This is a genomic window from Enterobacter sp. HSTU-ASh6, from assembly GCF_026319105.1.
Lineage (GTDB): Bacteria > Pseudomonadota > Gammaproteobacteria > Enterobacterales > Enterobacteriaceae > Enterobacter > Enterobacter sichuanensis.
In genome coordinates, this window is the sequence record NZ_WSPD01000016.1 from 43,610 (window position 1) to 68,387 (window position 24,778).

Below are 24,778 nucleotides of genomic sequence, written 5' to 3' on the forward strand. Positions count from 1 at the left end.
CTATCTTCCCCAGAGTAACGTAAAAGGCAACAGGATGAGTCCTGAAAATAAAAACGGGCGGCCTGAGCCACCCGTTTTCGCATCAAAGGACAACTCAGATTGCCCAGCCGCCCGCGTAGAACGCCACCAGCGCAACGGCAATGACCACGGTACCCACGTTCAGCTTGCGCCACTCACCGGAGACCACCCGGCCAATCACCAGCGACGCGAAGCCGATCATAATGCCGGTCACGATGTTACAGGTCAGCACGATAAACACCGCGGTAATCAGACCTGACATGGCGTCGACGAAATCCGCGAAGTCGATTTTCGCCACGTTGCTCAGCATCAGCAGGCCAACGTACATCAGCGCTGGCGCGGTGGCGTAGGCCGGAACCAGGTAGGAGAGTGGCGAGAGGAACAGAATCAGCATGAACAGCACGCCAACGGTGATCGCCGTCAGGCCGGTTTTACCGCCTGCCGCCGTGCCCGCGGCGGACTCGATATACACTGCCGCAGGCGCCGCGCCTACCAGGCCAGAGAAGACGCTGCTCAGGGAGTCGGTGGTCAGCGCTTTGCCGCCATCAATAATCTGGCCGTCTTTATCCAGCAGGTTTGCCTGCCCCGCAACCGCACGGATGGTCCCGGTCGCATCAAACACGGCGGTCATCACCAGCGCCAGCACGCTTGGCAGGATCACCGGGTTCAGCGCGCCAACGATATCCAGGCTGCCAATCAGGGAGTTGCCTTTATCATCGCTCAGCGACGGCATGGCGAAAATGCCGGAGAAGTGAACGTTCGGATCGAAAATCAGGCCGACAATGGAGACGCCGATAATCGTCAGCAGAATGCCGCCCGGGACTTTCAGTTTTTCCAGACCGATAATCACCGCCAGGCCGATCAGCGACATAATCACCGGGAAGCTGGCGAAATGACCCAGCGCCACCGGCAGACCGTCCAGCGGGTTCTTGATGACCAGACCGACGCCGTTGGCGGCGATCAGCAGCAGGAACAGGCCGATACCGATGCCAGTGCCGTGCGCCACGCCCTGCGGCAGGTTGCGCAAGATCCAGCTACGGATACCGGTCGCTGAAATAACGGTAAACAGCACGCCCATCAGGAACACGGCACCCAGCGCAACCGGGACGCTGATCTGCTGGCCCAGCACCAGGCTGAACGCGGTAAACGCGGTCAGAGAGATGGCGCAACCAATCGCCAGCGGCAGGTTGGCCCACAGGCCCATCACGATAGAGCCGACACCGGCCACCAGACAGGTTGCCACAAAGACCGCCGCTGGCGGGAAGCCCGCTTTGCCCAGCATGCCCGGCACCACGATGACGGAGTAAACCATCGCCAGAAACGTTGTCAAACCGGCAACGATTTCCTGGCGCACGGTGCTGCCGCGAGCCGAAATTTTAAACATGGCGTCAAGTGAACCGCCAGTACGCGCAGATGGCGTAGACATAGAAAACATCCCCTGAGAGTTTTTTAGGAAGTCTGTAAGTAAGGTGGAGACGCCGCTGCCAGCTAAACGTCAAATCCTTGTGTTGCGTTTGCGACGAAAGGGCGTCGCAAAAAAAGCAAACGTTTAGCTCCGCACTTACAAACGGGTGGTCAAATTAAGGCAAACGATTATCCAGCCTAATACCCGCCCTTTTCAACTGAACTTTATCGTTTTTCGCTAAAATTCACTTATGACGCTGAAGAAATAAACAGAGGATGCGCAAACGTTATCGTTTATGCGCAATGTGTTTACATTTCAATCCTCACCCGGGATAGATAGCGGGCCACCCTGCTCCAGGGTTTTTTGCCAGCTCGGGCTGTTCTCCACCTTTGTCTTCCATGCCTGAATATGCGGCAGGTTGCTGATACCACCGCGTGCCAGCAGGGCAAAGATCGGAAAGCTCATCTGAATGTCGGCCATACTGAGCGCTTTCCCGGCAAACCAGCTGTTTTCAGCAAGATGTGACTCAATAAAGCGCGCATGGGTTTCCAGCTGACGGTTGAGATACGCTTTCTGCACCCCTTGCCCCAGCGCTTTCCCCAGGGTTCTGATACCAAACGGCACGGGCGGCTTGCCGAGACTATTAAAGACCAGCTTCATTAACAGCAGCGGCATCAGCGATCCTTCCGCGTAATGCAGCCAGAAGCGGTACTGCACCTTATGGGCCGGATCTAAAGGCTTAAGCCGGGACTCGGGATCGTACGTTTCCTGCAGGTATTCCAGAATGGCGCCGGATTCGGCAAGGATCAGTCCGTTATCTTCAATAACCGGTGATTTGCCCAGCGGATGCACCTTTTTCAGGGAGGCCGGTGCCAGCATGTTCTTTTCCCGCTGGTAGTGAACGATCTCATAAGGCAGCGCGAGTTCTTCCAGCGCCCAGATCACGCGGTGCGAGCGCGACTGGTTGAGGTGGTGTACCGTGAGCATGGTTTTCTCCTGTTATTCATACTTTTTAACTATAGAAAATCGAACAACACCGCGAAAAAAATTCGGCTAAAAAAGCGTGGGGGCGGCTGGCGAAAAAACGGGTCTTGCATAGAATTAAAGTGTCAGCACAATCCGGAACCTCCCCAACCAGCTCGACACGAGGGGTGCTGATGTCGGGGGAAACCCTCCCGTGAACCAGCGGGATAGAGTGAAAGACAAAGACCGGGAAAAACTAAAGCGCCCTTATGTGGCGCTTTAGTTCTTTATTGTGCTTTTTACCGGGTGGCGCTTCGCTTACCCGGCCTAGGTTCTCGGTTTTGCAGGCCGGGTAAGGCGCAGCCGACACCCGGCAAACCGATCTCAATCCTCTTCCAGCAACCGCGCCCCCGTCCCCTGCTCGCCCAGCCTGTCTCCCGGGTTACGCAGCGGACAATCGCTACGCGACAAACACCCGCAGCCAATGCAGCCATCCAGTTCATCACGCAGGGCGACCAGCGTATGGATACGCCTGTCCAGCTCTTCACGCCACTGGGATGACAGCTCTTTCCACTCTTTCGGGCTCAGCGTATGCCCTTCCGGCAGTACGCCAAAGGCTTCGCCAATCGTGGCCAGGGGAATGCCGATTCGTTGCGCAATTTTGATAATCGCCACGTAGCGGAGCACGTCGCGGGTGTAGCGCCGCTGGTTTCCGGCGTTACGAATGCTTTTGATTAACCCTTTGCTTTCATAGAAGTGGAGCGCCGACACGGCAACACCGCTTCGCTTAGCCACTTCACCGGGGGTTAAAAGCGCTTTTATTCGCGGCAATCTCTTTTCCATAAAACCTCTTTACCTCAAGTTAACTTGAGGAATTATACTCCCCCGCAGAGAAAACGACGAATTAACCGAGATAGTTGTATCTACAGAGGGGCAACCTTATGTCGCATCAGCAGATTATTCAGACACTTATTGAATGGATTGATGAACATATCGACCAACCGTTGAACATTGATGTGGTCGCGAAAAAGTCGGGCTATTCGAAATGGTATTTACAGCGAATGTTCCGCACGGTTATGCATCAGACGCTGGGTGAGTACATCCGTCAGCGCAGACTGCTGCTGGCGGCGCAGGCGTTACGCTCAACGCAGCGGCCGATATTTGATATCGCGATGGATCTTGGCTACGTGTCGCAACAGACCTTTTCCCGCGTATTTCGCCGTGAGTTTGACCGCACGCCGAGCGATTATCGCCACCAGTTGAACTAAGTACGATCAATGCAAAGGTTGCTGCTGCCAGGTCATAAATTCCTGGGGCGGCATCGCTTTCGCGAAGTGCCATCCCTGACAGTACTGGACGCCGCGCTTCAGCAGCCAGCTTACCTGCTCTGCCGTCTCAACCCCTTCCGCAATGGTTTTAAGCCGCAGACTCTGAGCCATCTCGATGATGTGTTCGGCGATCAGGTGGCTGGTGCTGTTGGTGGTTAAGGTATCGATAAACGATTTATCGATTTTCAGAATATCCACGTTCAGCGAATAAAGGTTATGCAGGTTCGAGTAACCGGTACCGAAATCATCGATCGCGACTTCATAGCCCGCCTGACGGAAAGCCTGAATCACCGGTGTGGTTTTGGGGACATCGATAAAACCGCGTTCCGTCACTTCTATTTTGATTTGCTGGGCACGGACGGCGTAGTGGCGGGCCTTGTCAGAAATCATGGCAATCAGCCGCGAGGAGTGAAAATCCGTGGCCGACAGGTTAATTGAAATATAGAGATGCGGATGCCCGGCCAGGAAATGGCCCAGATCGCTGAACACCTCCTCAACGACATAGTCCGTGATCCGCTCGCTCATGCCCTCTTTTTCCGCCAGCGGGATAAATTCCGCCGGGCTCATCACCTGCCCGTTAAAACCCGGCCAGCGTAACAACGCCTCCGCGCCCACACACTGATTATTCTTAATATCAATAATCGGCTGATAGTGTACGCAAAGCTGACGCTTGTTCAGCGCCCGGTGCAGCAGACGCCCTGGCGAATTAAGCTCACGATGGGTACGGGACCATACCAGCAAAATAATCATGCTGCAGATCATGCCCAGCGGCAGCGTCAGGGTCGCCTGATGATAAAGCGTTTCATAAAAGCGTTTATTCGATGTCGACACAATCGCCGCAATCGGTCTTTTGGGCGATTTTACGACCGTATAAAAACGGTTATCTTTTTGAAATACCGATTCCTTATCCCGAATCATCGAATTTAATAACGACACGTTGGCTTTCTGGCTAACGGAAAAGAACGCATTGGTAACCGTGTCGTATACTCCCCATGAAAGGGAATGATCTTCGGACATGACTTCGCTGTATGAAAGTGGATTAACCACCACCACATAATTTCCGCGCTGCATATATGTCATTTTATAGCCAGTATAAAATGGGGTATCGCGATAATAATAGATAGCGACGTCAGGTTTCCGGGTGTAATTAGCAACGGGAATGGCGTAGGGGTGATCCGGTGTAAAAACGGTCGAACAAAGAAAATTCTGACCTTCCGCATAAATTAAATCGGCAACAAACAGGCGGCCACGAACCACGTTCAACATATATTGACGGTGTTCCGGCGTACAACGCTCACCCTGATATTTTGTAGCCTCAATCCGGGCCAGATCAACCTGCTGAATAACCAGCTCGGTTTTGTCTAAAGCCAGTTCAGCAAAGGTGCGTAGCTGGGCGCTTGTTTCTGATACGGCTCTTAGCTGGGCAAACCATAGCGCAAGCATCACCGGCAGCATAACTACCATGATGATCCCTACCACCCTGAGCATCTTGCGCCGTGCGCTACGATTCATTTCCCGCCCTATATCCCTGCATGTTGTACGCCTGTAGTAATGAAGGCCGGATGCTTTGTTAAACAGGTGATTACGTTGCATGAATCATGCGAAGTTAGCAACTGACTTTTAGTATTAAAAATCTTAAATTTCGTTATGACGATAATATTTTCCCGTAAGTGAAACTGTAAGTATTCGTTCCGTTTCAATTAAGGAAAATAATTATCCAGCCCGTAAGCGCGGTGGGAAGATAACACAACAGACGATCGTTGATTAAGCCAAACTTGTGACAGCACGAAAAAAGCACAACCCCATCATGACATTTTATGCTATTTGTTTGGGCGTATTTTGTGCATTGATTTATAAATAATCAGCCACCACCGTTTTTCCTCGCCCCGAATGCTTGGCCTCATATAATGCTTTATCGGCACGCCTCAGTAAGGCTGAAGTATCCCGCTGTCCCCCACAGACTTCGACAACCCCGGCACTAAACGACAGCGACAGCTTTCTCTCACCCACCACCAGCGGGTGTGTTTGCAGAAAGGTGCGCAGCCTGGCGGACAACTGCGCAGCGCCATTGCCGTCAGCGTGCGCGAGCAAAAGCAAAAACTCTTCTCCTCCCACGCGCCCTAACGCTGACTCTGAGGGCGCTAACTCACGGATCGCGTTACAAAAGTGAAGGAGCGCCGCATCGCCCACCGGGTGACCCCACTCATCGTTGATCTGCTTGAAAAAATCCAGGTCAAACATCAGGACACAAAAGTGGCTGTTAACCTCCTGCCGGGTATTGGCCGCCAGCGCAAGCTCCAGCTGCTGCAAAATCGCCGAACGGTTAAAGCAGCCGGTAAGATCGTCGGTGGTGGCTTTTACCTCCAGCTCCTGCTCGGCTTTTTTCCGCTCGGTAATGTCCAGCCCAATATTGAGAATAGAGTTGTCCGGCAGCAGAATGTTGGACCACAGTACCGTCAGCCGGGTGCCGTCTTTGCGTAACGGATGCCATTCATACATATCTTTAAGCGGTGAGACATTGACCGACTCCCTGACCCGCCGCCGCTCTTCAGGGTCGGGATAAAACAGCGCAAGCGGATCGGCATATTCAGCGATCTCCGCCATCGTCCAGCCGAACACTTTTTCACATTCGGCATTCCATAGCACGCAGCGGTTAAATTTGTCGAAAGAGTTCATTAACACCGGGGCCCGTTCAAACAGGGTCTTATATTGCGTCACGACGCGCTGCATTTCCTGGGCGGTTTTCTCCCGGGCAATAATTTCCGCGAAATAGTCTTTTAATTTTTCGACCAGCACCACGACAATATTTTTCAGAACCGGCAGAGAATAGAGTCGTTCATCAAACCCTAAAAAGAAATAGCCGCTGCAGTGCCAGTTATGGGTCGAAAGTTTGCACAGCACCCCGCTTTGCAGCTGCCCATAGCCGGGATGCTGAGGAGGAAATAACGCGCGGCCAATATTCTCTTTCCAGTAGACCACCCGCCACGAACGATGATGCCGCTCCAGCAGAGTGCCCGCGAGGAAATCGGCGAACTCGAAGGGATGGCAGGTCATCTCCCCGGCGCTGACCACACGCTGCAGGCCGTCATCACCATTTACGCTGACCCAGGCAAGGCTTGCGCCCAGGGCGCGGCTGATGGTCTCCAGCATGTCGGCCAGTGAACATTGGGCATGAAGCTGGGGCATCAGCTTTGCCAGCGCATGCAGCGCCTGCATGCTGTCATTAATAATCTCACGTCGGTTTTCTTTCATTTTTTTTCGCTGATTATCAGGCGATAAACCGGACGCAACTTTCTTCAGATTCGAAATGTCGTCATACCAACGCCACAAGCTGGATCTCAGCGCAGCGAATTAAAACAACGTTGTGTGTAATTAAATACGTACAAATAAATAAAAAAACAATAAAATTCAAAAACCTGAAAGGTTAGCTGCGAGTAAAATTAATTGTCCACTCAAGCATAAGCCATAGGGATATGGCTGTAAACGTTATACAACGCGCCCTCTTTTGCATCGATTTTGCTATCTCAATGAATTCATTATAAAGAGTGTGGTGAAAGGAGAGCGTAGCCTGCAAAGATATATTTTCTGTAAGGCGAACTGCGATTCCCTGGTAGCGTTACCCCCCATTTTTCATCCGTCCGGGACTGGCGAATAAAACAGCAAACGTGATATAGTTCACACATCTTATGTAACGAAAAAATCTGTTTCATTCAGTTCGTCTGTTTTGTAGAGGATGGGTTTTATGGCAACCATTACTACCAGCATGGTTCTCTTGCGCTGGCCTTTGTTGAGTGCGGTACTGATGTTTTTAGCCAGCACGCTGAACATTCAATTTCGTAAATCTGACTACACGGGCCTTGCTGTCATCAGTACGCTGTTAGGACTGGGCGCGGCCTGTTGGTTTGCAACGGGTCTGCTTGACATTACCCTGCTGGATATGGCCGCCGTCTGGGAAAATATTAAAGTGGTAATGGTTGAAGCGATGAGCCACACGCCACCAGACTGGCCGATGGTAATTACCTGATTCCTTCCGGCATAAAAAAACCCAGACCATAGTCTGGGTTTTTTGTTTTTACGCGCTGGAAATCAGAACGGAATGTCGTCGTCGAAATCCATTGGCGGTTCGTTAGACGGCGCCGGCGCAGACTGCTGCTGCGGACGAGACTGTGCGCCGCCGCTGAACTGGTTGCCGCCCTGTGGCTGCTGAGGCTGACCCCAACCGCCCTGCTGCTGGCCGCCACCTGCTGGTGCGCCACCGCCCTGACGGCCACCCAGCATCTGCATGGTGCCACCGACGTTAACCACCACTTCAGTGGTGTACTTCTCAGCACCGGACTGATCGGTCCATTTGCGGGTACGCAGCTGGCCTTCGATATACACCTGAGAACCTTTACGCAGATACTCACCGGCCACTTCTGCCAGTTTGCCAAACAGCACAACGCGGTGCCATTCGGTCTGCTCTTTCATCTCACCGGTCGCTTTATCACGCCAGGATTCGGAAGTAGCCAGCGTAATGTTGGCAACTGCGCCACCACTCGGCATGTAGCGTACTTCCGGGTCCTGGCCCAGATTACCGACGAGAATCACCTTGTTTACGCCTCTGCTGGCCATGTTCGTGTCTCCTGAATACGTTTCTTAATAGTGTAAACGCGCGAGTGTACCATTTCCATGCTGCATTTTGATAGCTGCGAGATGGATTCCAGAGTTCTCGTGCGAACATAACATTGTTACACAGTCAGTCAGAAAATGCATTCCAATACTGTATATTCAAACAGGTCAAATTGTGTCATAATTAGCCGTTTCTGACAGCCGTTTGTCCTTCAAACAAACCAGGCAATCCGTGTTCCAACCGGGAAAGGTGAATGGATAAGATCGAAGTTCGGGGCGCCCGCACCCACAATCTCAAGAATATCAACCTCATAATCCCTCGCGACAAACTGATCGTCGTGACCGGGCTTTCGGGGTCTGGCAAATCCTCACTGGCTTTCGACACTCTGTATGCCGAAGGACAGCGTCGTTACGTTGAATCACTCTCTGCGTACGCGCGTCAGTTCCTGTCGCTGATGGAAAAACCGGATGTCGACCACATTGAAGGGTTGTCTCCTGCTATCTCTATTGAGCAGAAGTCCACCTCGCATAACCCGCGCTCAACGGTCGGTACCATTACCGAAATTCATGACTACCTGCGTCTGCTGTATGCCCGCGTGGGTGAGCCGCGCTGCCCGGACCACGACGTCCCGCTGGCGGCACAGACCGTGAGCCAGATGGTGGATAACGTGCTGTCGCAGCCGGAAGGCAAACGCCTGATGCTGCTGGCACCGATCATCAAAGAGCGTAAGGGCGAGCACACCAAAACGCTGGAAAACCTGGCAAGCCAGGGCTATATCCGCGCCCGTATTGATGGCGAGGTGTGTGACCTGTCCGATCCGCCAAAGCTGGAGCTGCAGAAGAAGCACACCATCGAAGTGGTGATTGACCGCTTTAAGGTGCGTGACGATCTCGCCACGCGTCTGGCGGAATCGTTTGAAACCGCGCTGGAACTCTCCGGCGGTACCGCCGTGGTCTCCGACATGGACGACCCACAGGCGGAAGAGCTGCTCTTCTCCGCCAACTTTGCCTGCCCGATTTGCGGCTACAGCATGCGCGAGCTGGAACCGCGCCTGTTCTCGTTCAACAACCCGGCGGGCGCCTGCCCGACGTGTGACGGCCTGGGTGTGCAGCAGTATTTTGACCCGGATCGTGTGATCCAGAATCCGGAGCTGTCGCTTGCGGGCGGCGCAATCCGCGGCTGGGATAAGCGTAACTTCTACTACTTCCAGATGCTTAAATCGCTGGCAGAACACTATAAGTTCGACGTGGAAGCGCCGTGGGCCAGCCTGAGCCCGAACGTGCATAAAGTGATCCTGTTCGGTTCCGGTAAAGAGAACATCGAGTTCAAATACATGAACGATCGCGGCGACACCTCCGTACGTCGCCACCCGTTCGAAGGGGTGCTGCACAACATGGAGCGCCGCTACAAAGAGACCGAATCCAGCGCGGTACGCGAAGAGCTGGCGAAGTTCATCAGCAACCGCTCCTGCGCCACCTGTGACGGCACGCGTCTGCGTCGCGAAGCGCGCCACGTGTTTGTGGAAAACACCGCGCTGCCGACCATCTCAGACATGAGCATCGGTCACGCAATGGACTTCTTCAACAATCTGAAGCTCTCTGGCCAGCGCGCGAAAATCGCCGAAAAAGTGCTGAAAGAGATCGGCGATCGTCTGAAGTTCCTGGTCAACGTCGGCCTGAACTACCTGACGCTTTCCCGCTCGGCAGAAACGCTCTCCGGCGGTGAAGCCCAACGTATCCGTCTGGCAAGCCAGATTGGCGCAGGCCTGGTCGGCGTCATGTACGTGCTCGATGAGCCGTCCATCGGCCTTCACCAGCGCGACAACGAGCGTCTGCTCGGTACCCTTATTCATCTGCGTAACCTCGGCAACACGGTGATTGTGGTTGAGCATGATGAAGATGCGATCCGTGCTGCCGACCATGTTATCGACATCGGCCCGGGCGCGGGCGTACACGGCGGCCAGGTGGTCGCGGAAGGCACCCTGAAAGACATTATGGCAGTGCCAGAATCGTTAACCGGCCAGTACATGAGCGGCAAGCGCAAGATTGAGGTGCCGAAGCAGCGCGTGGCGGCGAATCCGGAGAAAGTGCTTAAGCTCACCGGCGCGCGCGGCAACAACCTGAAAGACGTCACCCTGACGCTGCCGGTTGGCCTGTTTACCTGTATTACTGGCGTATCCGGTTCCGGTAAATCGACGCTGATCAACGATACGCTGTTCCCGATTGCGCAGACGGCGCTGAACGGCGCGACGCTGGCCGAACCGGCACCGTACCGTGATATCCAGGGGCTGGAGCATTTCGATAAGGTTATCGACATAGACCAGAGCCCGATTGGCCGGACCCCGCGTTCCAACCCGGCGACCTATACCGGCGTCTTTACGCCCGTACGTGAGCTGTTTGCAGGCGTTCCGGAAGCGCGTTCGCGCGGCTATACGCCAGGTCGTTTCAGCTTTAACGTTCGCGGCGGCCGCTGTGAGGCGTGTCAGGGCGACGGCGTGATCAAGGTGGAGATGCACTTCCTGCCGGATATCTACGTGCCGTGCGACCAGTGCAAAGGCAAACGCTATAACCGCGAAACGCTGGAGATTAAGTACAAAGGCAAAACGATCCACGAAGTGCTGGACATGACCATCGAAGAGGCGCGTGAGTTCTTTGATGCCGTACCTGCGCTGGCGCGTAAGCTGCAGACGCTGATGGACGTGGGGCTGACCTACATTCGTCTGGGGCAGTCCGCTACCACGCTGTCAGGGGGTGAAGCGCAGCGCGTGAAGCTGGCGCGTGAGTTGTCCAAACGCGGTACCGGTCAGACGCTGTATATCCTGGATGAGCCGACCACCGGTCTGCACTTTGCCGATATCCAGCAGCTGCTCGACGTTCTGCATCAGCTTCGCGATCAGGGCAACACCATTGTGGTCATTGAACACAACCTGGACGTGATTAAAACCGCGGACTGGATTGTCGATCTCGGCCCGGAAGGCGGCAGCGGCGGCGGTGAAATCCTTGTCTCAGGCACCCCAGAGACCGTTGCAGAGTGCGAAGCCTCGCACACCGCGCGCTTCCTCAAGCCATTGCTGTAATTGTCACACGGAGAGTTGCTGTCGGGTCGCTTCCGGCAGCAACTCAACCGCCTGCTGATAAGACGCGTCAACCAGATAGTATATTTGTGAGCCTGGCAGCGACCCGTCAAGATAGACGGTACTCCAGTGGGCTTTATTGAGATGCTTGCTTGGCCGCACGTCATGGTGCTGCTGGCGTAACAAATCGGCCAGTTCCGGGCTGGTTTTCAGCGACGCCGCTGGACGCCCCTCAACCTCTTTCACCATCGCAAACAGGACGTCCCCCACTTTAATCTGGGTGGCTTTCCAGTCGCTATGAACGCTCTGCTCCGCACCTGGTTTACTCATGCAGTACTGAAGTAGCTCCGAAATTGTCATCTTTATTCCCCTTGTAGCGTGGCGATAATTTTACGCGAACCACCGTGAATGCGATGCTCTCCCAGCCAGATCCCCTGCCATGTTCCCAGCATTAGCCGCCCATGGTGTACCGGCAACATCAGCGATACGCCCAGCAGGGAAGATTTGATATGTGAAGGCATGTCATCGTCGCCCTCATAGTCGTGCTCATAAGGCGCGTTGTCCGGAACGGTCTTCAGAAAATGGTGCTCCATGTCAGACCGGACGGTGGGATCGCAATTTTCATTAAGCGTGAGAGAGGCAGACGTGTGCTGAAGCAGCAAATGCAGCAAACCCGTTTTGACCCGCGACAGGTCGCGGATTTGCCCGATGACTTCATCCGTCACCAGGTGAAATCCGCGTGGTTTAGCGCTTAACGTCAGGGTCTGTTGATACCACATGTGCTGCTCCGTAATGAAAGATGAATCTTTCTAAGTGTGCAGCAAGAAGACGAAAGGTAAAACCCGCAGCAGCGAGATTTGACTAAAAAAGAGTCAAAGTCGCTGCCTGGGGCTTAATACTCCGAGTTGACGATCACCTCTTCGCCAAACTTTCCGGCCATCGGCAGCGGTCGATAGGTCGAGTTAGAAGCGCGTAACACTCTGATCCCTCTGGCGCCGACGTCATGCGCAGCGGTAATGTCGTTATCTGAATCACCGTAGAACAGTTTGATATTTTTCTTTTCCAGCCACTGGGTTTTGGTGTTTTGGCCTTCTTTGTCACCCGCAAAGATCACCGGGTTCATGTTGGCCGCCGGGATCATGAAATCATCCTGCAGGGTTTTAGAGACGGTTTCCGTTTTGGTCTGACTGCGTCCGGTGACAAAGTAAATGCTGTCGCCGCGCTTCACGTGCATGGCGATAAGCGCGCGGGCCACCTCTTTCGGGATGCTGAATTCGTCCCAGCCGTTGTTCATTTTTTCCCAGAATTCGGGGTTTTTCAGATACGCTTCGCTGTCGGGCGAATACATTTTTTTGCCGCGCCAGAATCCCGGGCTGGAGAACAGAACGGTATCGTCAATATCGAAGCCCACGGCCATTGGCGGACGCCCCATCAGGCTGTTCTCGATCTGGGCCACGGAAACCCAGTGAATGGGTGCCTGTTCGGCAAGAATGGCAGCGGTGGTACCGGTGTAAAGCGGCGTCGGGGCGGAAGCGCGCGCGACGACAGCACTGTTAAGCGAGAACAATAAGCAGGCGGCGCTGAGCGCCAGTGTGATCTTGCGCATATTTTCCCCTGAATATTCAGTTCGTTATCGTTTTATTTTGAGCGAATGGTCAAAAACTTTCCGACCATAACCCCAGCGGGAGGTGAAGGAAAGGAGTTTTTACTTATGAAGTCGAATAAAAAGAAGACGATCACAAAGCACAGAAGAGGCGTGTAGGCCCGGTAAGCGCAGCGCCACCGGGCGAAATTTTACACTGGTGCAAACAAAAAAGCCGGGTGGCGGCTACGCCTTACCCGGCCTACAAAGGGCATACAAGTAAGTAAATACTTACATTACAGCGGCAAATGCCTGCGCCACACGATGCACGTTGCTGGCATTCAGACCTGCCACGCACATACGCCCGCTGGCAATCAGATAGACGCCAAACTCTTCACGCAGGCGATCGACCTGAGCGGCGCTCAGTCCGGTGTAGCTGAACATCCCGCGCTGTTTCAGCAGATAGTCAAAGTTATGCCCCGGCACGGCCTCTTTCAGCACGTTAACCAGTTCCTGACGCATCGACAGAATACGCTTACGCATGGATTCCACTTCAGCAAGCCAGTTAGCTTTCAGCTGCTCATCACCGAGAACGGTCGCCACCACCTGCGCACCAAAGTTTGGCGGGCTGGAGTAGATACGGCGCACCGTCGCCTTCAACTGCCCCAGTACACGGCCCGCCGCTTCGGCGTCTTCGCACACCACGGAAAGGCCACCGACGCGCTCGCCGTACAGGGAGAAGATTTTCGAGAAGGAGTTACTTACCAGTGCAGGCAGCCCGGCGCTGGCAACGGCGCGGATCGCGTAGGCATCCTCTTCCATCCCTGCGCCAAAGCCCTGATAGGCAATATCGAGGAACGGGATCAGATTGCGCGCTTTCAGCACCTCAATCACTGCATCCCACTGAGCATTTGTCAGGTCTGCACCGGTCGGGTTATGACAGCACGGATGCAGCAGGACGATACTGCGCTCCGGCAGCGTATTCAGTTTTTCCAGCAGCGCCTCAACGCGCACGCCGTTGGTTTCGCTGTCGAACCACGGGTAGGTCGACACCTTAAATCCTGCGCCTTCAAAAATCGCTACGTGGTTTTCCCACGTTGGGTCGCTGACCCACACTCCCGAATCCGGGAAATATTTTTTCAGGAAGTCGGCACCCACTTTAAGCGCACCCGACCCGCCCAGCGTCTGGATGGTCGCCACCCGTTTTTGCGCCAGCACGGCGTGATCGGCACCAAACAGCAGCGGCGCGATGGTGTTGCGGTAGCTGTTGAGCCCTTCCATCGGCAAATATAGCGACGCACCGTGCGGCGCGGCGTTCAGACGCGCTTCGGCTTCAGCGACGGCTTTCAACTGAGGAATAATGCCATCCTCGTTGTAATACAGGCCAATGCTGAGGTTCACTTTATCGCTGCGAGGATCTTCTTTGAAACGCTCCATTAAGGAGAGAATGGGGTCGCCGGCGTAGGCGTCAACTTTCTGAAACACGCGATGTCTCCGGAATTCGATGAGGCAGGGAATTCAACAATAAACCGGAAGTGGGAGAAGATCGAGTGGATGTTAATAAAGTTGAAGTGAGGTTATTGGCCTCACTTCATTGTCAGTTCAGTCGATGTATTTCATCGCCACCCGTGATGTCAGGCGCGTGATAAGTTCGTAAGCACTCACTTTTGTCATTTCAGCAATGCGTTCAACAGGCAACCCTTCGCCCCACATCACCACATCGTCGCCGGGTTTATCCTGGGCGTCAGGCCCCAGATCGACGCATATCATGTCCATCGCCACCCGACCCACAATCTTCACTTCGCGGCCATTGACCAGAACCGGCGTACCGGACGGCGCGGCGCGCGGATAGCCGTCGCCATAACCCATCGCCACGACGCCGAGACGGGTATCACGCTCGCTTGTCCAGGTGCCGCCGTAACCTACCGGCTCACCCGCTTTGTGTTCGCGCACGGCAATCAGATTAGACACCAGAGACATCACCGGCTGGAAACCCAGGTCCGGTCCCCAGGGTTTGTTCTCCAGCGGCGACACGCCGTAAAGAATGATGCCCGGGCGAGCCCAGTCGAGGTGCGACTGAGGCCACAGTAAAATTCCGCCGGATGCCGCAATGGATCGCATCCCGGGTTTGCCTTCGCAGAAGGTAGTAAAGATATTCAGTTGCCGCTCGGTCTCACCGCACTCGGGCTCATCGGCGCGGGCGAAGTGGCTGACAATGTTCACCGGCTGACGCACGTTTTTGCACTGGCACAAACGCTGGTAAAACGCGTCCGCGTTCTCCGGACGCACACCCAGACGGTGCATGCCCGTGTCGAGCTTCATCCACACGGTGACCGGTTCGCTTAGCTCGGCGGTTTCCAGTGCGGCGAGCTGCTCTTCGTTATGCACCGCCGTGTGAAGATGCTGGTCTGCAATGGTCGGCAAATCTGTGGCTTCGAAAAAACCTTCCAGCAGCAGAATCGGTTGCGTGATCCCCCCCGCGCGCAGGCGGAGAGCTTCTTCAAGACGGGCGACGCCAAAGGCGTCGGCATCGGGGAGCGTTCGCGCGGTCTCGAGAAGACCGTGTCCGTAAGCGTTCGCTTTCACGACTGCAACGAGCTTGCTGGCGGGTGCCAGTTCACGCAGACGTTGCAGGTTGTGTCGCAGAGCGCGGCGGTTGATGACGACTGTTGCCGCTTGCATTTGAATTCCTTAGAAATTACTCATCATCATATTGAGGACCGGCATAGTTGTCGAAACGCGACCACTGGCCGTTAAAGGTCAGACGCACCGTCCCGATCGGGCCGTTACGTTGTTTACCAATAATAATTTCGGCGATCCCTTTCAGATCGCTGTTCTCGTGATAAACCTCATCACGGTAGATGAACATGATTAAGTCCGCATCCTGCTCGATGGAGCCGGATTCACGCAGGTCAGAGTTGACCGGACGTTTGTCGGCACGTTGTTCCAGGGAGCGGTTAAGCTGCGACAGCGCCACGACCGGCACGTGCAGCTCTTTGGCTAACGCCTTGAGCGAGCGGGAAATCTCGGCGATTTCCAGCGTACGGTTGTCGGAAAGCGACGGCACGCGCATCAGCTGAAGGTAGTCGATCATGATAAGACCAATGCCACCGTGCTCGCGGGCGATACGGCGCGCGCGGGAACGGACTTCCGTCGGCGTCAGGCCAGAGGAGTCATCAATATAGATGTTACGTTTTTCCAGCAGAATGCCCATGGTGCCGGAGATGCGCGCCCAGTCCTCATCGTCAAGCTGACCGGTACGGATGCGGGTCTGGTCCACGCGCGACAGCGATGCCAGAGAACGCATCATGATCTGCTCGGAGGGCATCTCAAGACTGAAGATGAGTACCGGCTTGTCCTGCAACATCGCCGCGTTTTCGACGAGGTTCATCGCAAAGGTCGTTTTACCCATCGACGGACGCGCGGCGACGATAATCAAATCCGACGGCTGCAGGCCGGCGGTTTTCTTGTTGAGATCGTCATAGCCGGTGTTCACCCCGGTCACACCGTCATGCGGCTGCTGGAACAGCTGTTCGATACGGGCGACGGTGGCGTCGAGGACATCGGCGATGTTTTTTGGGCCTTCGTCTTTATTGGCGCGGCTTTCGGCGATTTTAAAGACGCGGGACTCCGCGAGGTCGAGCAGATCTTCGCTGGTGCGGCCCTGCGGATCAAAACCGGCTTCGGCGATCTCATTCGCCACCGAGATCATCTCGCGGACAACCGCACGTTCGCGCACAATGTCGGCGTAGGCGCTGATGTTCGCCGCACTTGGCGTGTTTTTCGATAATTCTGCCAGATAGGCGAACCCGCCGACGCTGTCGAGTTGACCCTGACGCTCCAGCGATTCCGCGAGCGTGATCAGGTCAATCGGGCTGCCCGACTCCTGCAGACGCGCCATTTCGGTAAAGATATGACGGTGCGGACGGGTGTAGAAATCTTCAGACACCACGCGCTCAGCGACGTCGTCCCAGCGTTCGTTATCCAGCATTAAACCGCCCAACACCGACTGTTCCGCTTCAATCGAGTGCGGCGGGACCTTTAACCCTGCGACCTGGTAATCACGCTCGCGAGGTTCAGTCTGTTTGTTGAAGGGTTTGTTTCCTGCCATAGTGAATGGAGTTACCGAGATAAAGAGTGGGTCGAAAGATTACCACATTCTGGAGGAAGCATGGCAACACGTATTGAATTTCACAAGCATGGTGGCCCTGACGTACTCAAAGCGGTGGAGTTCACCCCCGCCGCGCCTGGCGAAAATGAAGTGCAGGTCGAAAACAAAGCCATCGGCATTAACTATATCGATACCTATATTCGCGGCGGCCTCTACCCGCCTCCGTCACTGCCGAGCGGGCTGGGCACCGAGGCGGCCGGTATCGTCAGCAAAGTGGGCAGCGCGGTTAAGCATCTTAAGGAGGGCGACCGCGTGGTGTATGCGCAATCGGCTCTTGGGGCTTACAGCTCCGTCCATAACGTCCCGACGGATAAAGCCGCCCTGCTGCCCAACGCCATTACCTTTGAGCAGGCGGCGGCCTCGTTCCTGAAGGGGTTGACCGTTTACTACCTGCTGCGCAAAACCTATGAAATAAAACCCGACGAGCAGTTCCTGTTTCATGCCGCGGCGGGTGGCGTCGGGCTTATTGCCTGCCAGTGGGCAAAAGCACTGGGCGCGAAACTGATCGGTACCGTGGGCAATGCGCAAAAAGCGCAGCGCGCGCTGCAGGCGGGTGCCTGGCAGGTCATTAACTACCGTGAAGAGAGCATTACCGAACGGCTGAAAGAGATAACCAACGGCAAAAAAGTCCGCGTCGTGTATGACTCGGTTGGGAAAGATACCTGGGAAGCGTCGCTGGACTGTCTGCAGCGTCGTGGGCTGATGGTCAGCTTCGGGAATGCGTCGGGCGCGGTGACCGGGGTGAATCTCGGCATTCTGAATCAGAAAGGCTCGCTGTACGTCACGCGCCCGTCCCTGCAGGGTTACATCACCAACCGGGAAGAGCTGGAGGAAGCCAGTAACGAGCTGTTCTCGCTGATCGCCAGCGGGGTGATAAAAGTGGATGTGGCAGAGGCGCAAAAATATCCGCTAATCGATGCGCAGCGCGCACATGAGGTGCTGGAGAGCCGGGCCACGCAGGGGTCGAGTTTGCTGATTCCCTGAGCCCTGAAAAGAAATTGGGCTTCCTTAAGGAAGCCCTTTCTTTTTTTAGTTCGGCTGTATGTAGGGTACAGCTCGATGAATTCTTTAGCGGCAGCCATAGTGACAGATTCGATAAGTAAATCCTATTCTGTTCTAAGCCCTGCTGCCGGAAAAGTTACAAGTATGTGACGAACCCCTCAATACCTTAGTAACGAAAGCGGTTATTGCGCTGATAAGTGGGCAGTTTTGGTGATTTTATCGCCCGTATCACCCACACCACGGCAATGGCCAGCAGTAACCACGGCAACAGCTTGATCGTCAGGGCAAATAACCCGCCGATAACCATTACCACCGTCGCCACGACGATAGCCGCCAGAATGCCGAGCAGCGACACACCTGTCGCTAACAGCATGACAAAAAAGCCAATCACAAAAAGTAGTTCCAGCATGGTGCTCTCCCACGAGTTCCCGAGTAATGCAACAGGCATTACAAAATCCATGCCAAAACTAACCTCTTGTTCTTAAAGCAAAACGCCCCGCGAGACGTCGCAGGGCGTGGTGAATTTGACGAACTTTTAGCGAAAATTATCGCTTATCAGCCACCAGTCGCAGCGCATGCTCCAGCACGTCGATATCGGCGCCGGCTTTATGCGCGTTCTCGCTCAGGTAGCGACGCCACTGGCGCGCCCCGGGGATCCCCTGGAACAGGCCGAGCATATGGCGGGTAATGTGGCCGAGATATGTGCCGTTGCTCAGCTCGCGCTCAATGTAAGGATACATGGCACGCACGACGGCAACCGGGTCGGTGTCTGCCCCTTCAACGCCAAAGATTTCGCGATCGACCGACGCCAGAATGCCCGGGTTCTGATACGCCTCGCGCCCGACCATCACGCCATCCATATGTTCAAGGTGCGCTTTCGCCTCTTCCAGCGACTTAATGCCACCGTTGATCGACATCGTCAGGTGCGGGAAATCACGCTTCAGCTGATACACACGAGGATAGTCCAGCGGCGGAATTTCACGGTTCTCTTTTGGGCTAAGACCAGAAAGCCAGGCTTTACGCGCGTGGATGATAAACATCTCGCATTCGCCTTTCCCGGAAACCGTATTGATAAAATCGCACAGGAATTCGTAGCTGTCCTGGTCGTCAATGCCGATGCGGGTTTTGACCGTCACCGGAATGGAGACCACGTCGCGCATCGCCTTGATACAGTCTGCCACCAGCTGAGCATTCCCCATCAGGCACGCGCCGAACATGCCGTTTTGCACGCGATCGGACGGGCAGCCGACGTTGAGGTTGATCTCGTCGTAGCCGCGCGCTTCTGCCAGCTTCGCGCACTGCGCCAGCGCGGCCGGATCGCTGCCGCCCAACTGCAGGGCAACCGGATGCTCTTCCTCGCTATAGGCCAGATAGTCGCCCTTGCCGTGAATGATTGCGCCCGTGGTCACCATCTCGGTGTACAGCAGCGTATGGCGGGAGAGCTGACGCAGGAAGTAGCGGCAGTGTCTGTCCGTCCAGTCGAGCATCGGCGCAATGGAAAAACGGTGTGCGGGAAAAACAGTCTGTAATTCTGACGACATGGCGAAGTTTTAAGCATCTGGTGGAAAAGGGGCGCTACTATAGCACAAAGAAAAGCCGGAGGCGCAGCGCCTCCGGTGGACTTTAGAACGTCATGCTCAGCTGAGCCCCTGCCCCCCAGGTCTCGTCTTCGCCGTACAGCCCCATCAGGTCAACATGCACGGTGCTAAACGGCGCGAAACCGACACCGCCGGTAAAGACATTGCTGTCGTTACCCTTCACGTCCGCGCGATAACCCGCCCGCACCGCCAGCCAACTCAGCGGCGTGACTTCGGCACCGACGCCAACATACTGTGACGTATCTTCGCTCTTGAAGCCCTTGGTTTCCGTCAGATCGCCATCGGCAGTCAGCGTCACCAGATCGTTGTGCCAGGCGGCCCCGGCGGTCACCAGCGGACGGATCTGGTAGGTGTCTTTATAGCTCACCACTTCTCCCGTACGCCCGTTGCGGATACGGATATCTTTGGTGTCGATATCACGCGACATCAGGTTTTGTCCGCTCACGCCGACCGTCCAGTTTTCGCCGAAATCGGCCGCAATCCCGGCATCCACGTTGAAGCCCGTATCGTCTGTACGGTAGCGGCTGTCATTCCACTTATTACTGTCGTAATCGTAGATTGAGGTCGTGTAGTTATAGACCCAGGTTTTTTGCAGTTTTGGCGTCACGCCCACGGAAACCGGAACGCCGCCAAGATCGAACTGACGGGCAATGGCAACGCCATAGTCGGACACAATTGCCGCCCGGCCAGAGGCCGTCGAGTTGAGGTTTTTGGTGATTTGGTCCGTGCCGTTCAGCGCAGCATCCAGCGCGACGCCGGCCGCGACCGCATCACTGTTTTGAATACCGCGAAGGTAATCAATATCCTGCTGGTCGATCGACGAACTCACCCGACCATGGGCGTAGCCTTTCGCCATAAACGCCACGGAAAGGACATCGTTAGGGATACTCACGGCAATGCCTGCCCCTGCCGTAGCGCGTGCGGTCTTGCCCTTGAGATAGTCCAGCTCATCAGCAAGATCTTTTGCCGCGCCCTGGAACTGGTTAATAGAACCTAATGGATTGGTGATAATTTCAACCGGCGTAAGATTATCCACCACGTCCTTATAGTGATTAATTTTGTCGTTGATATTATCAATCTCGTCCTGAAGATTGTCTTCATCCGTGATCTGCGCGCCAACCGAAGGCAATATGACCGTCACATCATCGTCCGGTTTTGCCTTTGCCAGCAGCGCGGGGTTGATTAACGCCCCACTGCCATAGCTTCCCGAAGCCACGCCGGTGCCACCCATTGCGTCGCTGCGTGATTCTGTCCAGGTATTGGCTGCTCCCGCCTGATTTGCCATAAACAAGGAGACAGCAATGCTAACCACCGAAAATTTAAAATTTTTTTTCACAGTATGCCCGTTATAGTCTGTTATGAAATAACCCCTGTCTGTTATCACCCAAACAGGAACGAACTATTGCTGTGAATAAGTAGTAAAAGACCCGCTAATTCTTTCCCTAAGTAAAACTTCCTTACGGCCTGTTGTAATTTGTGACGGCCCTCAATATTTATAGAAGAGGAAATTATTTTTTCCCAGGTTTTCCATCATGCGGCCCAAAAAACTGGGGAGGATGGTCTACCCAGCGATCTTGCCGCGTGGCGGCGTACTCCGGGTTGAGCGGATAGTAGATACGGTTGTGCTTCTTGTTAGCCTCGCCAACGACCAGTAACCGAACCTCTTCGTCCGTGTTATTGATAAAGGTATGACAGATGCCGGTTCCGGCAGGAAAGCCCACGCTGTCGCCAGGCTCCAGCTTCCACAAGTAGCCATTAATCCAGGCTTCAGGGTAGCCTTCAATCACATAAATAAACTCTTCTTCATCGCTTTCCGCGTGGGGATAGGATGTCCTGCGCCCTGGCGGCAAACGCTCATGATGGATGCCAATACGCCCGAGCCCGAGCTTGCGGGCCAGCGGCGCACCGATGGAAAACAGCTCATCGCTGTCGGGGTAAGTCGAGTCATCCGCACCTTCAACATCACGCCAGTGCCGAATACAGTCAGGTCTTTTCATACTTTATCTCCCGGTTTGCGATGGGTCAGGTATAGCACAGACTGGCCGATCTCGGTGTTTTTAGCAGAACATGATAAAGTGAGGGTTTTCCGTCCTATAACATCCGGGGTGCTAAATGGATAAGTCCACAAAAGAGCTGTTAGCGCAGGCCGAAAAGCTGTGCGCGCAACGCAATGTGCGCCTGACTCCGCAGCGCCTTGAAGTGTTGCGTTTGATGAGTCTGCAACAGGGTGCCATCAGCGCCTACGATCTGCTCGACCTGCTCCGCGAAAGCGAGCCGCAGGCAAAGCCACCGACGGTCTATCGCGCGCTGGATTTCCTGCTGGAACAGGGGTTTGTGCATAAAGTCGAATCCACAAACAGCTATGTGCTGTGTCATCTGTTCGATCAGCCTACCCATACATCGGCGATGTTTATTTGTGACCGCTGCGGCGTGGTGAAAGAAGAAGGTGCGGAAGGTGTGGAAGACATTATGCATACGCTGGCCGCTAAAATGGGCTTTGCCCTGCGCCATAACGTGATTGAAGCACACGGTCTGTGCTCAGCGTGTGTGGAAGTGGAAGCCTGTCGTCATCAGGACGCATGTCAGCACGACCACTCGATTCTGGTAAAGAAAAAGCCGCGTTAGCAGCAAAAGAAAAGGCGGCTTTTAAGCCGCCTCAGTGGGTTATTCAGCGTTACCAGCGGTAATCGTTACGGGTTTCCCAGTCTTTGACTTCGTTTTCCGCCTGGTCTTTTGCGTAGCCGTAACGCTCCTGAATTTTACCGACAAGCTGGTCGCGTTTACCTTCAATGACGGTCATATCGTCATCCGTCAGCTTACCCCACTGTTCTTTCGCTTTACCTTTGAACTGCTTCCAGTTGCCGCCGATTTCGTCTTTATTCATCATCGTGTCCTCTTCGTTAAGCGTCGGGTCGTAACGTCCGTTACGTTCTTTTCTGCTGGACGTGATAATTATTGTAGTTAAGGATTCCGCTGTTAGTTTCATATTCGGAATCTTTAACCGTCACGATATATCGTGGCGTGAGGGGAACCAGGTATTGTTTTGCCAGTGTCGGCGCCAGATAAACGCCAGCGATAACCCGCGCAGCGAGAGAAAGACGGCCAACGCCAGCCATAAACCGTGGTTACCAAGCCACGGAAGCGTCAGCAACGTCAGGCCAAACCCGGCCGCCGCGACAGCCATGCTGTTACGCATTTCGGCTCCGCGCGTCGCGCCAATAAACATGCCGTCCAGCAGATAACACCAGACACCCACCACCGGCAAAATGACCTGCCAGATGAGATAATGGCTCGCCAGTTCGCGCAGTGCCGGCAGGGAGGTGAGTAACGCGATAATCTGTTCGCCAAAGCAGGCGTAAATCAGCGCGAATGCCAGCGCCACCAGACCCGACTGTCGACAGGCCGCCCGCCAGACATCCCGCAGATGCCCGCTTTCCCGTGCGCCATACGCCTGCCCCGAATGCGCTTCAACCGCATAGGCAAAGCCGTCCAGCGCATAGGCGGTAAAGGTCAGCAGCGTCATCAGGACGGCATTAACCGCAACGATGTCTGGCCCGAGCCGTGCGCCAAAGACCGTCAGTGCACCAAAGCAGAGTTGAAGCAGCAATGAACGCAGCATGATGTCACGGTTGAGCGCCAGCAGCTTACGGATATTGCCGCGCCAGGCGGTTTTGAGCAGCGCAAGGGAGATCCCGCGCATCACCAGCACACGCCAGACCATCCACAGACCAATAATAAAGGTCCCGTATTCGGCAATCGCCGTCGCCAGCGCTGCCCCCTGCACGTTCATCTGCAGCCCCATTACCAGCCAGACATCCAGCACAATGTTGAGCAGGTTGCCCACCACCAGCAGAATGACAGGCGCACGGGCATACTGGACGCCCAGGAGCCACCCCAGCAGAACCAGATTAGCCAGCGAGGCGGGCGCGCTAAGCCAGCGGATTTCAAGAAAACGCCGCGCCTGTTCCAGTACTGCCTCGCTGCCGCCAACGATATGGAGTGCAAGGTCAATCAGGGGAGCGCGCAGTAAAACGATCAACGCCCCTGCGCCAAGCGCAAGCATCATCGGCTGTACCAGCGCACGCGCCAGACGCAACGGATCTTTTGCACCGTAAGCCTGCGCGGTAAGGCCTGTCGTACTCATGCGCAAAAAGAGCAGCAACATGAACAGAAAGCTGGTTGCCGTCGCGCCAATCGCCACGCCGCCAAGATAAACAGGCGAATCCAGATGACCAATAACGGCGGTATCGACCAGCCCCAGCAAGGGCACGGTGATATTGGAGAAAATCATCGGCAAAGCAAGACGCCACAATGCCTTATCGGATGCCGTCAGCAGTGACATGAAAAATACCAGAAGTGGGAAATGAATCAGGCTACAGCGGAGCTGTAGCCTGTCAGGAAAAGATTAAAGCCATTCACCGTTGCGAATCACCCCAACCGCCAGTCCTTCGATAGAGAAGTTCTGTTCACGGAGGTCCACCACAATCGGGGAGAACTCGCTGTTTTCAGGCAGTAACTGTACGGTGTTACCCTGTTTTTTCAGACGCTTGACGGTCACTTCATCATCAATACGTGCGACCACAACCTGGCCGTTTCGCACATCCTGCGTTTTGTGAACCGCAAGCAGATCACCATCAAGAATGCCGATGTCTTTCATCGACATACCGCTTACGCGCAGCAGGAAATCAGCGCTCGGTTTGAACATACCAGGATCGACCTGGTAATGGCCTTCAATATGCTGCTGAGCCAGTAAAGGCTCACCTGCAGCAACACGCCCTACCAGCGGAATGCCCGTCTCTTCTTCCACCAGCAGGCGGATACCCCGTGACGCGCCCGAAACAATCTCAATGACACCCTTACGCGCCAGCGCTTTCAGGTGTTCTTCGGCAGCATTCGGAGAACGGAAGCCCAGACGCTGCGCGATTTCCGCACGCGTGGGTGGCATACCCGTCTGGCCGATATGATCCCGAATGAGATCAAACACCTCTTGCTGCCTGGTCGTTAACGCTTTCATTCCGCCCCCTGGGTG

The 24,778-nt window shown here is 54.9% G+C and carries 24 protein-coding genes; 5 read left to right on the plus strand and 19 right to left on the minus strand.

The window, feature by feature from the left end; all coding sequences use genetic code 11:
• Window positions 1-94: 94 nt before the first annotated feature.
• The 3 genes from ghxP to soxR all read right to left on the minus strand — a co-directional run bounded on the left by ghxP (window position 95) and on the right by soxR (window position 3,229).
• The gene (gene ghxP / locus GM298_RS17930; RefSeq protein WP_045285548.1) at window positions 95-1,444 is read right to left on the minus strand and encodes a guanine/hypoxanthine transporter GhxP; all 1,350 of its coding nucleotides are present in this window, start codon (window positions 1,442-1,444) and stop codon (window positions 95-97) included.
• 294 nt (window positions 1,445-1,738) lie between these two features.
• On the minus strand, window positions 1,739-2,410 hold the full coding sequence (locus GM298_RS17935) for a glutathione S-transferase family protein (RefSeq protein ID WP_095450297.1): 672 nt from the start codon (window positions 2,408-2,410) through the stop codon (window positions 1,739-1,741).
• A 360-nt stretch (window positions 2,411-2,770) separates the two neighbouring features.
• Window positions 2,771-3,229 (minus strand): redox-sensitive transcriptional activator SoxR, encoded by a 459-nt coding sequence (gene soxR / locus GM298_RS17940; protein WP_025757852.1) that lies wholly within the window; start codon window positions 3,227-3,229, stop codon window positions 2,771-2,773.
• Window positions 3,230-3,327: 98 nt separating this feature from the next.
• Here soxR and soxS point away from each other — a divergent pair, with 98 nt between their 5' ends.
• On the plus strand, window positions 3,328-3,654 hold the full coding sequence (gene soxS, locus GM298_RS17945) for a superoxide response transcriptional regulator SoxS (protein WP_013095071.1): 327 nt from the start codon (window positions 3,328-3,330) through the stop codon (window positions 3,652-3,654).
• A gap of 6 nt (window positions 3,655-3,660) precedes the next feature.
• On the opposite strand, the gene GM298_RS17950 is transcribed toward soxS, so the two are convergent.
• Entirely contained in the window at window positions 3,661-5,226 is a 1,566-nt protein-coding gene (locus GM298_RS17950) for an EAL domain-containing protein (protein ID WP_025757851.1), read from the minus strand.
• 339 nt (window positions 5,227-5,565) lie between these two features.
• On the minus strand, window positions 5,566-6,966 hold the full coding sequence (locus GM298_RS17955) for a GGDEF domain-containing protein (protein WP_266154912.1): 1,401 nt from the start codon (window positions 6,964-6,966) through the stop codon (window positions 5,566-5,568).
• 490 nt (window positions 6,967-7,456) lie between these two features.
• Between GM298_RS17955 and GM298_RS17960 the strand changes: the two genes are divergently transcribed.
• Window positions 7,457-7,738, plus strand: coding sequence for a YjcB family protein (locus GM298_RS17960; RefSeq protein WP_266154915.1), 282 nt, complete (start codon window positions 7,457-7,459; stop codon window positions 7,736-7,738).
• Between the two features lie 62 nt (window positions 7,739-7,800).
• On the opposite strand, the gene ssb1 is transcribed toward GM298_RS17960, so the two are convergent.
• Window positions 7,801-8,325, minus strand: coding sequence for a single-stranded DNA-binding protein SSB1 (gene ssb1, locus GM298_RS17965; protein ID WP_008503384.1), 525 nt, complete (start codon window positions 8,323-8,325; stop codon window positions 7,801-7,803).
• A gap of 251 nt (window positions 8,326-8,576) precedes the next feature.
• Between ssb1 and uvrA the strand changes: the two genes are divergently transcribed.
• A complete protein-coding gene (uvrA, locus tag GM298_RS17970) occupies window positions 8,577-11,399 on the plus strand; it encodes an excinuclease ABC subunit UvrA (protein WP_047957548.1) in 2,823 nt (940 codons plus the stop codon).
• 3 nt (window positions 11,400-11,402) lie between these two features.
• Here uvrA and GM298_RS17975 read toward each other — a convergent pair whose 3' ends face one another.
• The 6 genes from GM298_RS17975 to dnaB form a co-directional block, all read right to left on the minus strand.
• Window positions 11,403-11,756 (minus strand): MmcQ/YjbR family DNA-binding protein, encoded by a 354-nt coding sequence (locus GM298_RS17975; RefSeq protein WP_025757844.1) that lies wholly within the window; start codon window positions 11,754-11,756, stop codon window positions 11,403-11,405.
• Between the two features lie 2 nt (window positions 11,757-11,758).
• Window positions 11,759-12,175 (minus strand): secondary thiamine-phosphate synthase enzyme YjbQ, encoded by a 417-nt coding sequence (locus GM298_RS17980; RefSeq protein WP_045285553.1) that lies wholly within the window; start codon window positions 12,173-12,175, stop codon window positions 11,759-11,761.
• A gap of 113 nt (window positions 12,176-12,288) precedes the next feature.
• Window positions 12,289-13,002 carry an acid phosphatase AphA gene (gene aphA / locus GM298_RS17985; protein WP_025757841.1) on the minus strand — a complete coding sequence of 238 codons (714 nt, stop codon included), beginning with the start codon at window positions 13,000-13,002 and terminating at the stop codon, window positions 12,289-12,291.
• Window positions 13,003-13,269: 267 nt separating this feature from the next.
• Window positions 13,270-14,463 (minus strand): aromatic amino acid transaminase, encoded by a 1,194-nt coding sequence (gene tyrB, locus GM298_RS17990; protein WP_025757840.1) that lies wholly within the window; start codon window positions 14,461-14,463, stop codon window positions 13,270-13,272.
• A gap of 117 nt (window positions 14,464-14,580) precedes the next feature.
• Entirely contained in the window at window positions 14,581-15,660 is a 1,080-nt protein-coding gene (gene alr / locus GM298_RS17995; RefSeq protein WP_266154919.1) for an alanine racemase, read from the minus strand.
• 16 nt (window positions 15,661-15,676) lie between these two features.
• Entirely contained in the window at window positions 15,677-17,089 is a 1,413-nt protein-coding gene (dnaB, locus tag GM298_RS18000; protein ID WP_025757838.1) for a replicative DNA helicase, read from the minus strand.
• Between the two features lie 60 nt (window positions 17,090-17,149).
• Here dnaB and GM298_RS18005 point away from each other — a divergent pair, with 60 nt between their 5' ends.
• Window positions 17,150-18,133, plus strand: a complete 984-nt coding sequence (locus GM298_RS18005) for a quinone oxidoreductase (RefSeq protein WP_266154920.1) — start codon at window positions 17,150-17,152, stop codon at window positions 18,131-18,133.
• A gap of 184 nt (window positions 18,134-18,317) precedes the next feature.
• Here the strand turns inward: GM298_RS18005 and pspG are convergent, their stop codons facing one another.
• The 4 genes from pspG to GM298_RS18025 form a co-directional block, all read right to left on the minus strand.
• Window positions 18,318-18,560, minus strand: coding sequence for an envelope stress response protein PspG (gene pspG / locus GM298_RS18010; RefSeq protein WP_025757837.1), 243 nt, complete (start codon window positions 18,558-18,560; stop codon window positions 18,318-18,320).
• Between the two features lie 136 nt (window positions 18,561-18,696).
• The gene (gene dusA / locus GM298_RS18015) at window positions 18,697-19,692 is read right to left on the minus strand and encodes a tRNA dihydrouridine(20/20a) synthase DusA (RefSeq protein WP_025757835.1); all 996 of its coding nucleotides are present in this window, start codon (window positions 19,690-19,692) and stop codon (window positions 18,697-18,699) included.
• A gap of 82 nt (window positions 19,693-19,774) precedes the next feature.
• The gene (locus GM298_RS18020; protein WP_025757834.1) at window positions 19,775-21,085 is read right to left on the minus strand and encodes a conjugal transfer protein TraF; all 1,311 of its coding nucleotides are present in this window, start codon (window positions 21,083-21,085) and stop codon (window positions 19,775-19,777) included.
• Window positions 21,086-21,257: 172 nt separating this feature from the next.
• Entirely contained in the window at window positions 21,258-21,746 is a 489-nt protein-coding gene (locus tag GM298_RS18025; protein ID WP_025757833.1) for a cupin domain-containing protein, read from the minus strand.
• 115 nt (window positions 21,747-21,861) lie between these two features.
• Between GM298_RS18025 and zur the strand changes: the two genes are divergently transcribed.
• Window positions 21,862-22,374, plus strand: coding sequence for a zinc uptake transcriptional repressor Zur (gene zur, locus GM298_RS18030; RefSeq protein ID WP_025757832.1), 513 nt, complete (start codon window positions 21,862-21,864; stop codon window positions 22,372-22,374).
• 49 nt (window positions 22,375-22,423) lie between these two features.
• Here the strand turns inward: zur and GM298_RS18035 are convergent, their stop codons facing one another.
• The 3 genes from GM298_RS18035 to lexA form a co-directional block, all read right to left on the minus strand.
• Entirely contained in the window at window positions 22,424-22,633 is a 210-nt protein-coding gene (locus tag GM298_RS18035; protein WP_014882139.1) for a CsbD family protein, read from the minus strand.
• A gap of 120 nt (window positions 22,634-22,753) precedes the next feature.
• On the minus strand, window positions 22,754-24,091 hold the full coding sequence (gene dinF / locus GM298_RS18040; RefSeq protein WP_095441868.1) for an MATE family efflux transporter DinF: 1,338 nt from the start codon (window positions 24,089-24,091) through the stop codon (window positions 22,754-22,756).
• 63 nt (window positions 24,092-24,154) lie between these two features.
• On the minus strand, window positions 24,155-24,763 hold the full coding sequence (gene lexA, locus GM298_RS18045; protein WP_025757830.1) for a transcriptional repressor LexA: 609 nt from the start codon (window positions 24,761-24,763) through the stop codon (window positions 24,155-24,157).
• Window positions 24,764-24,778 lie beyond the last annotated feature (15 nt).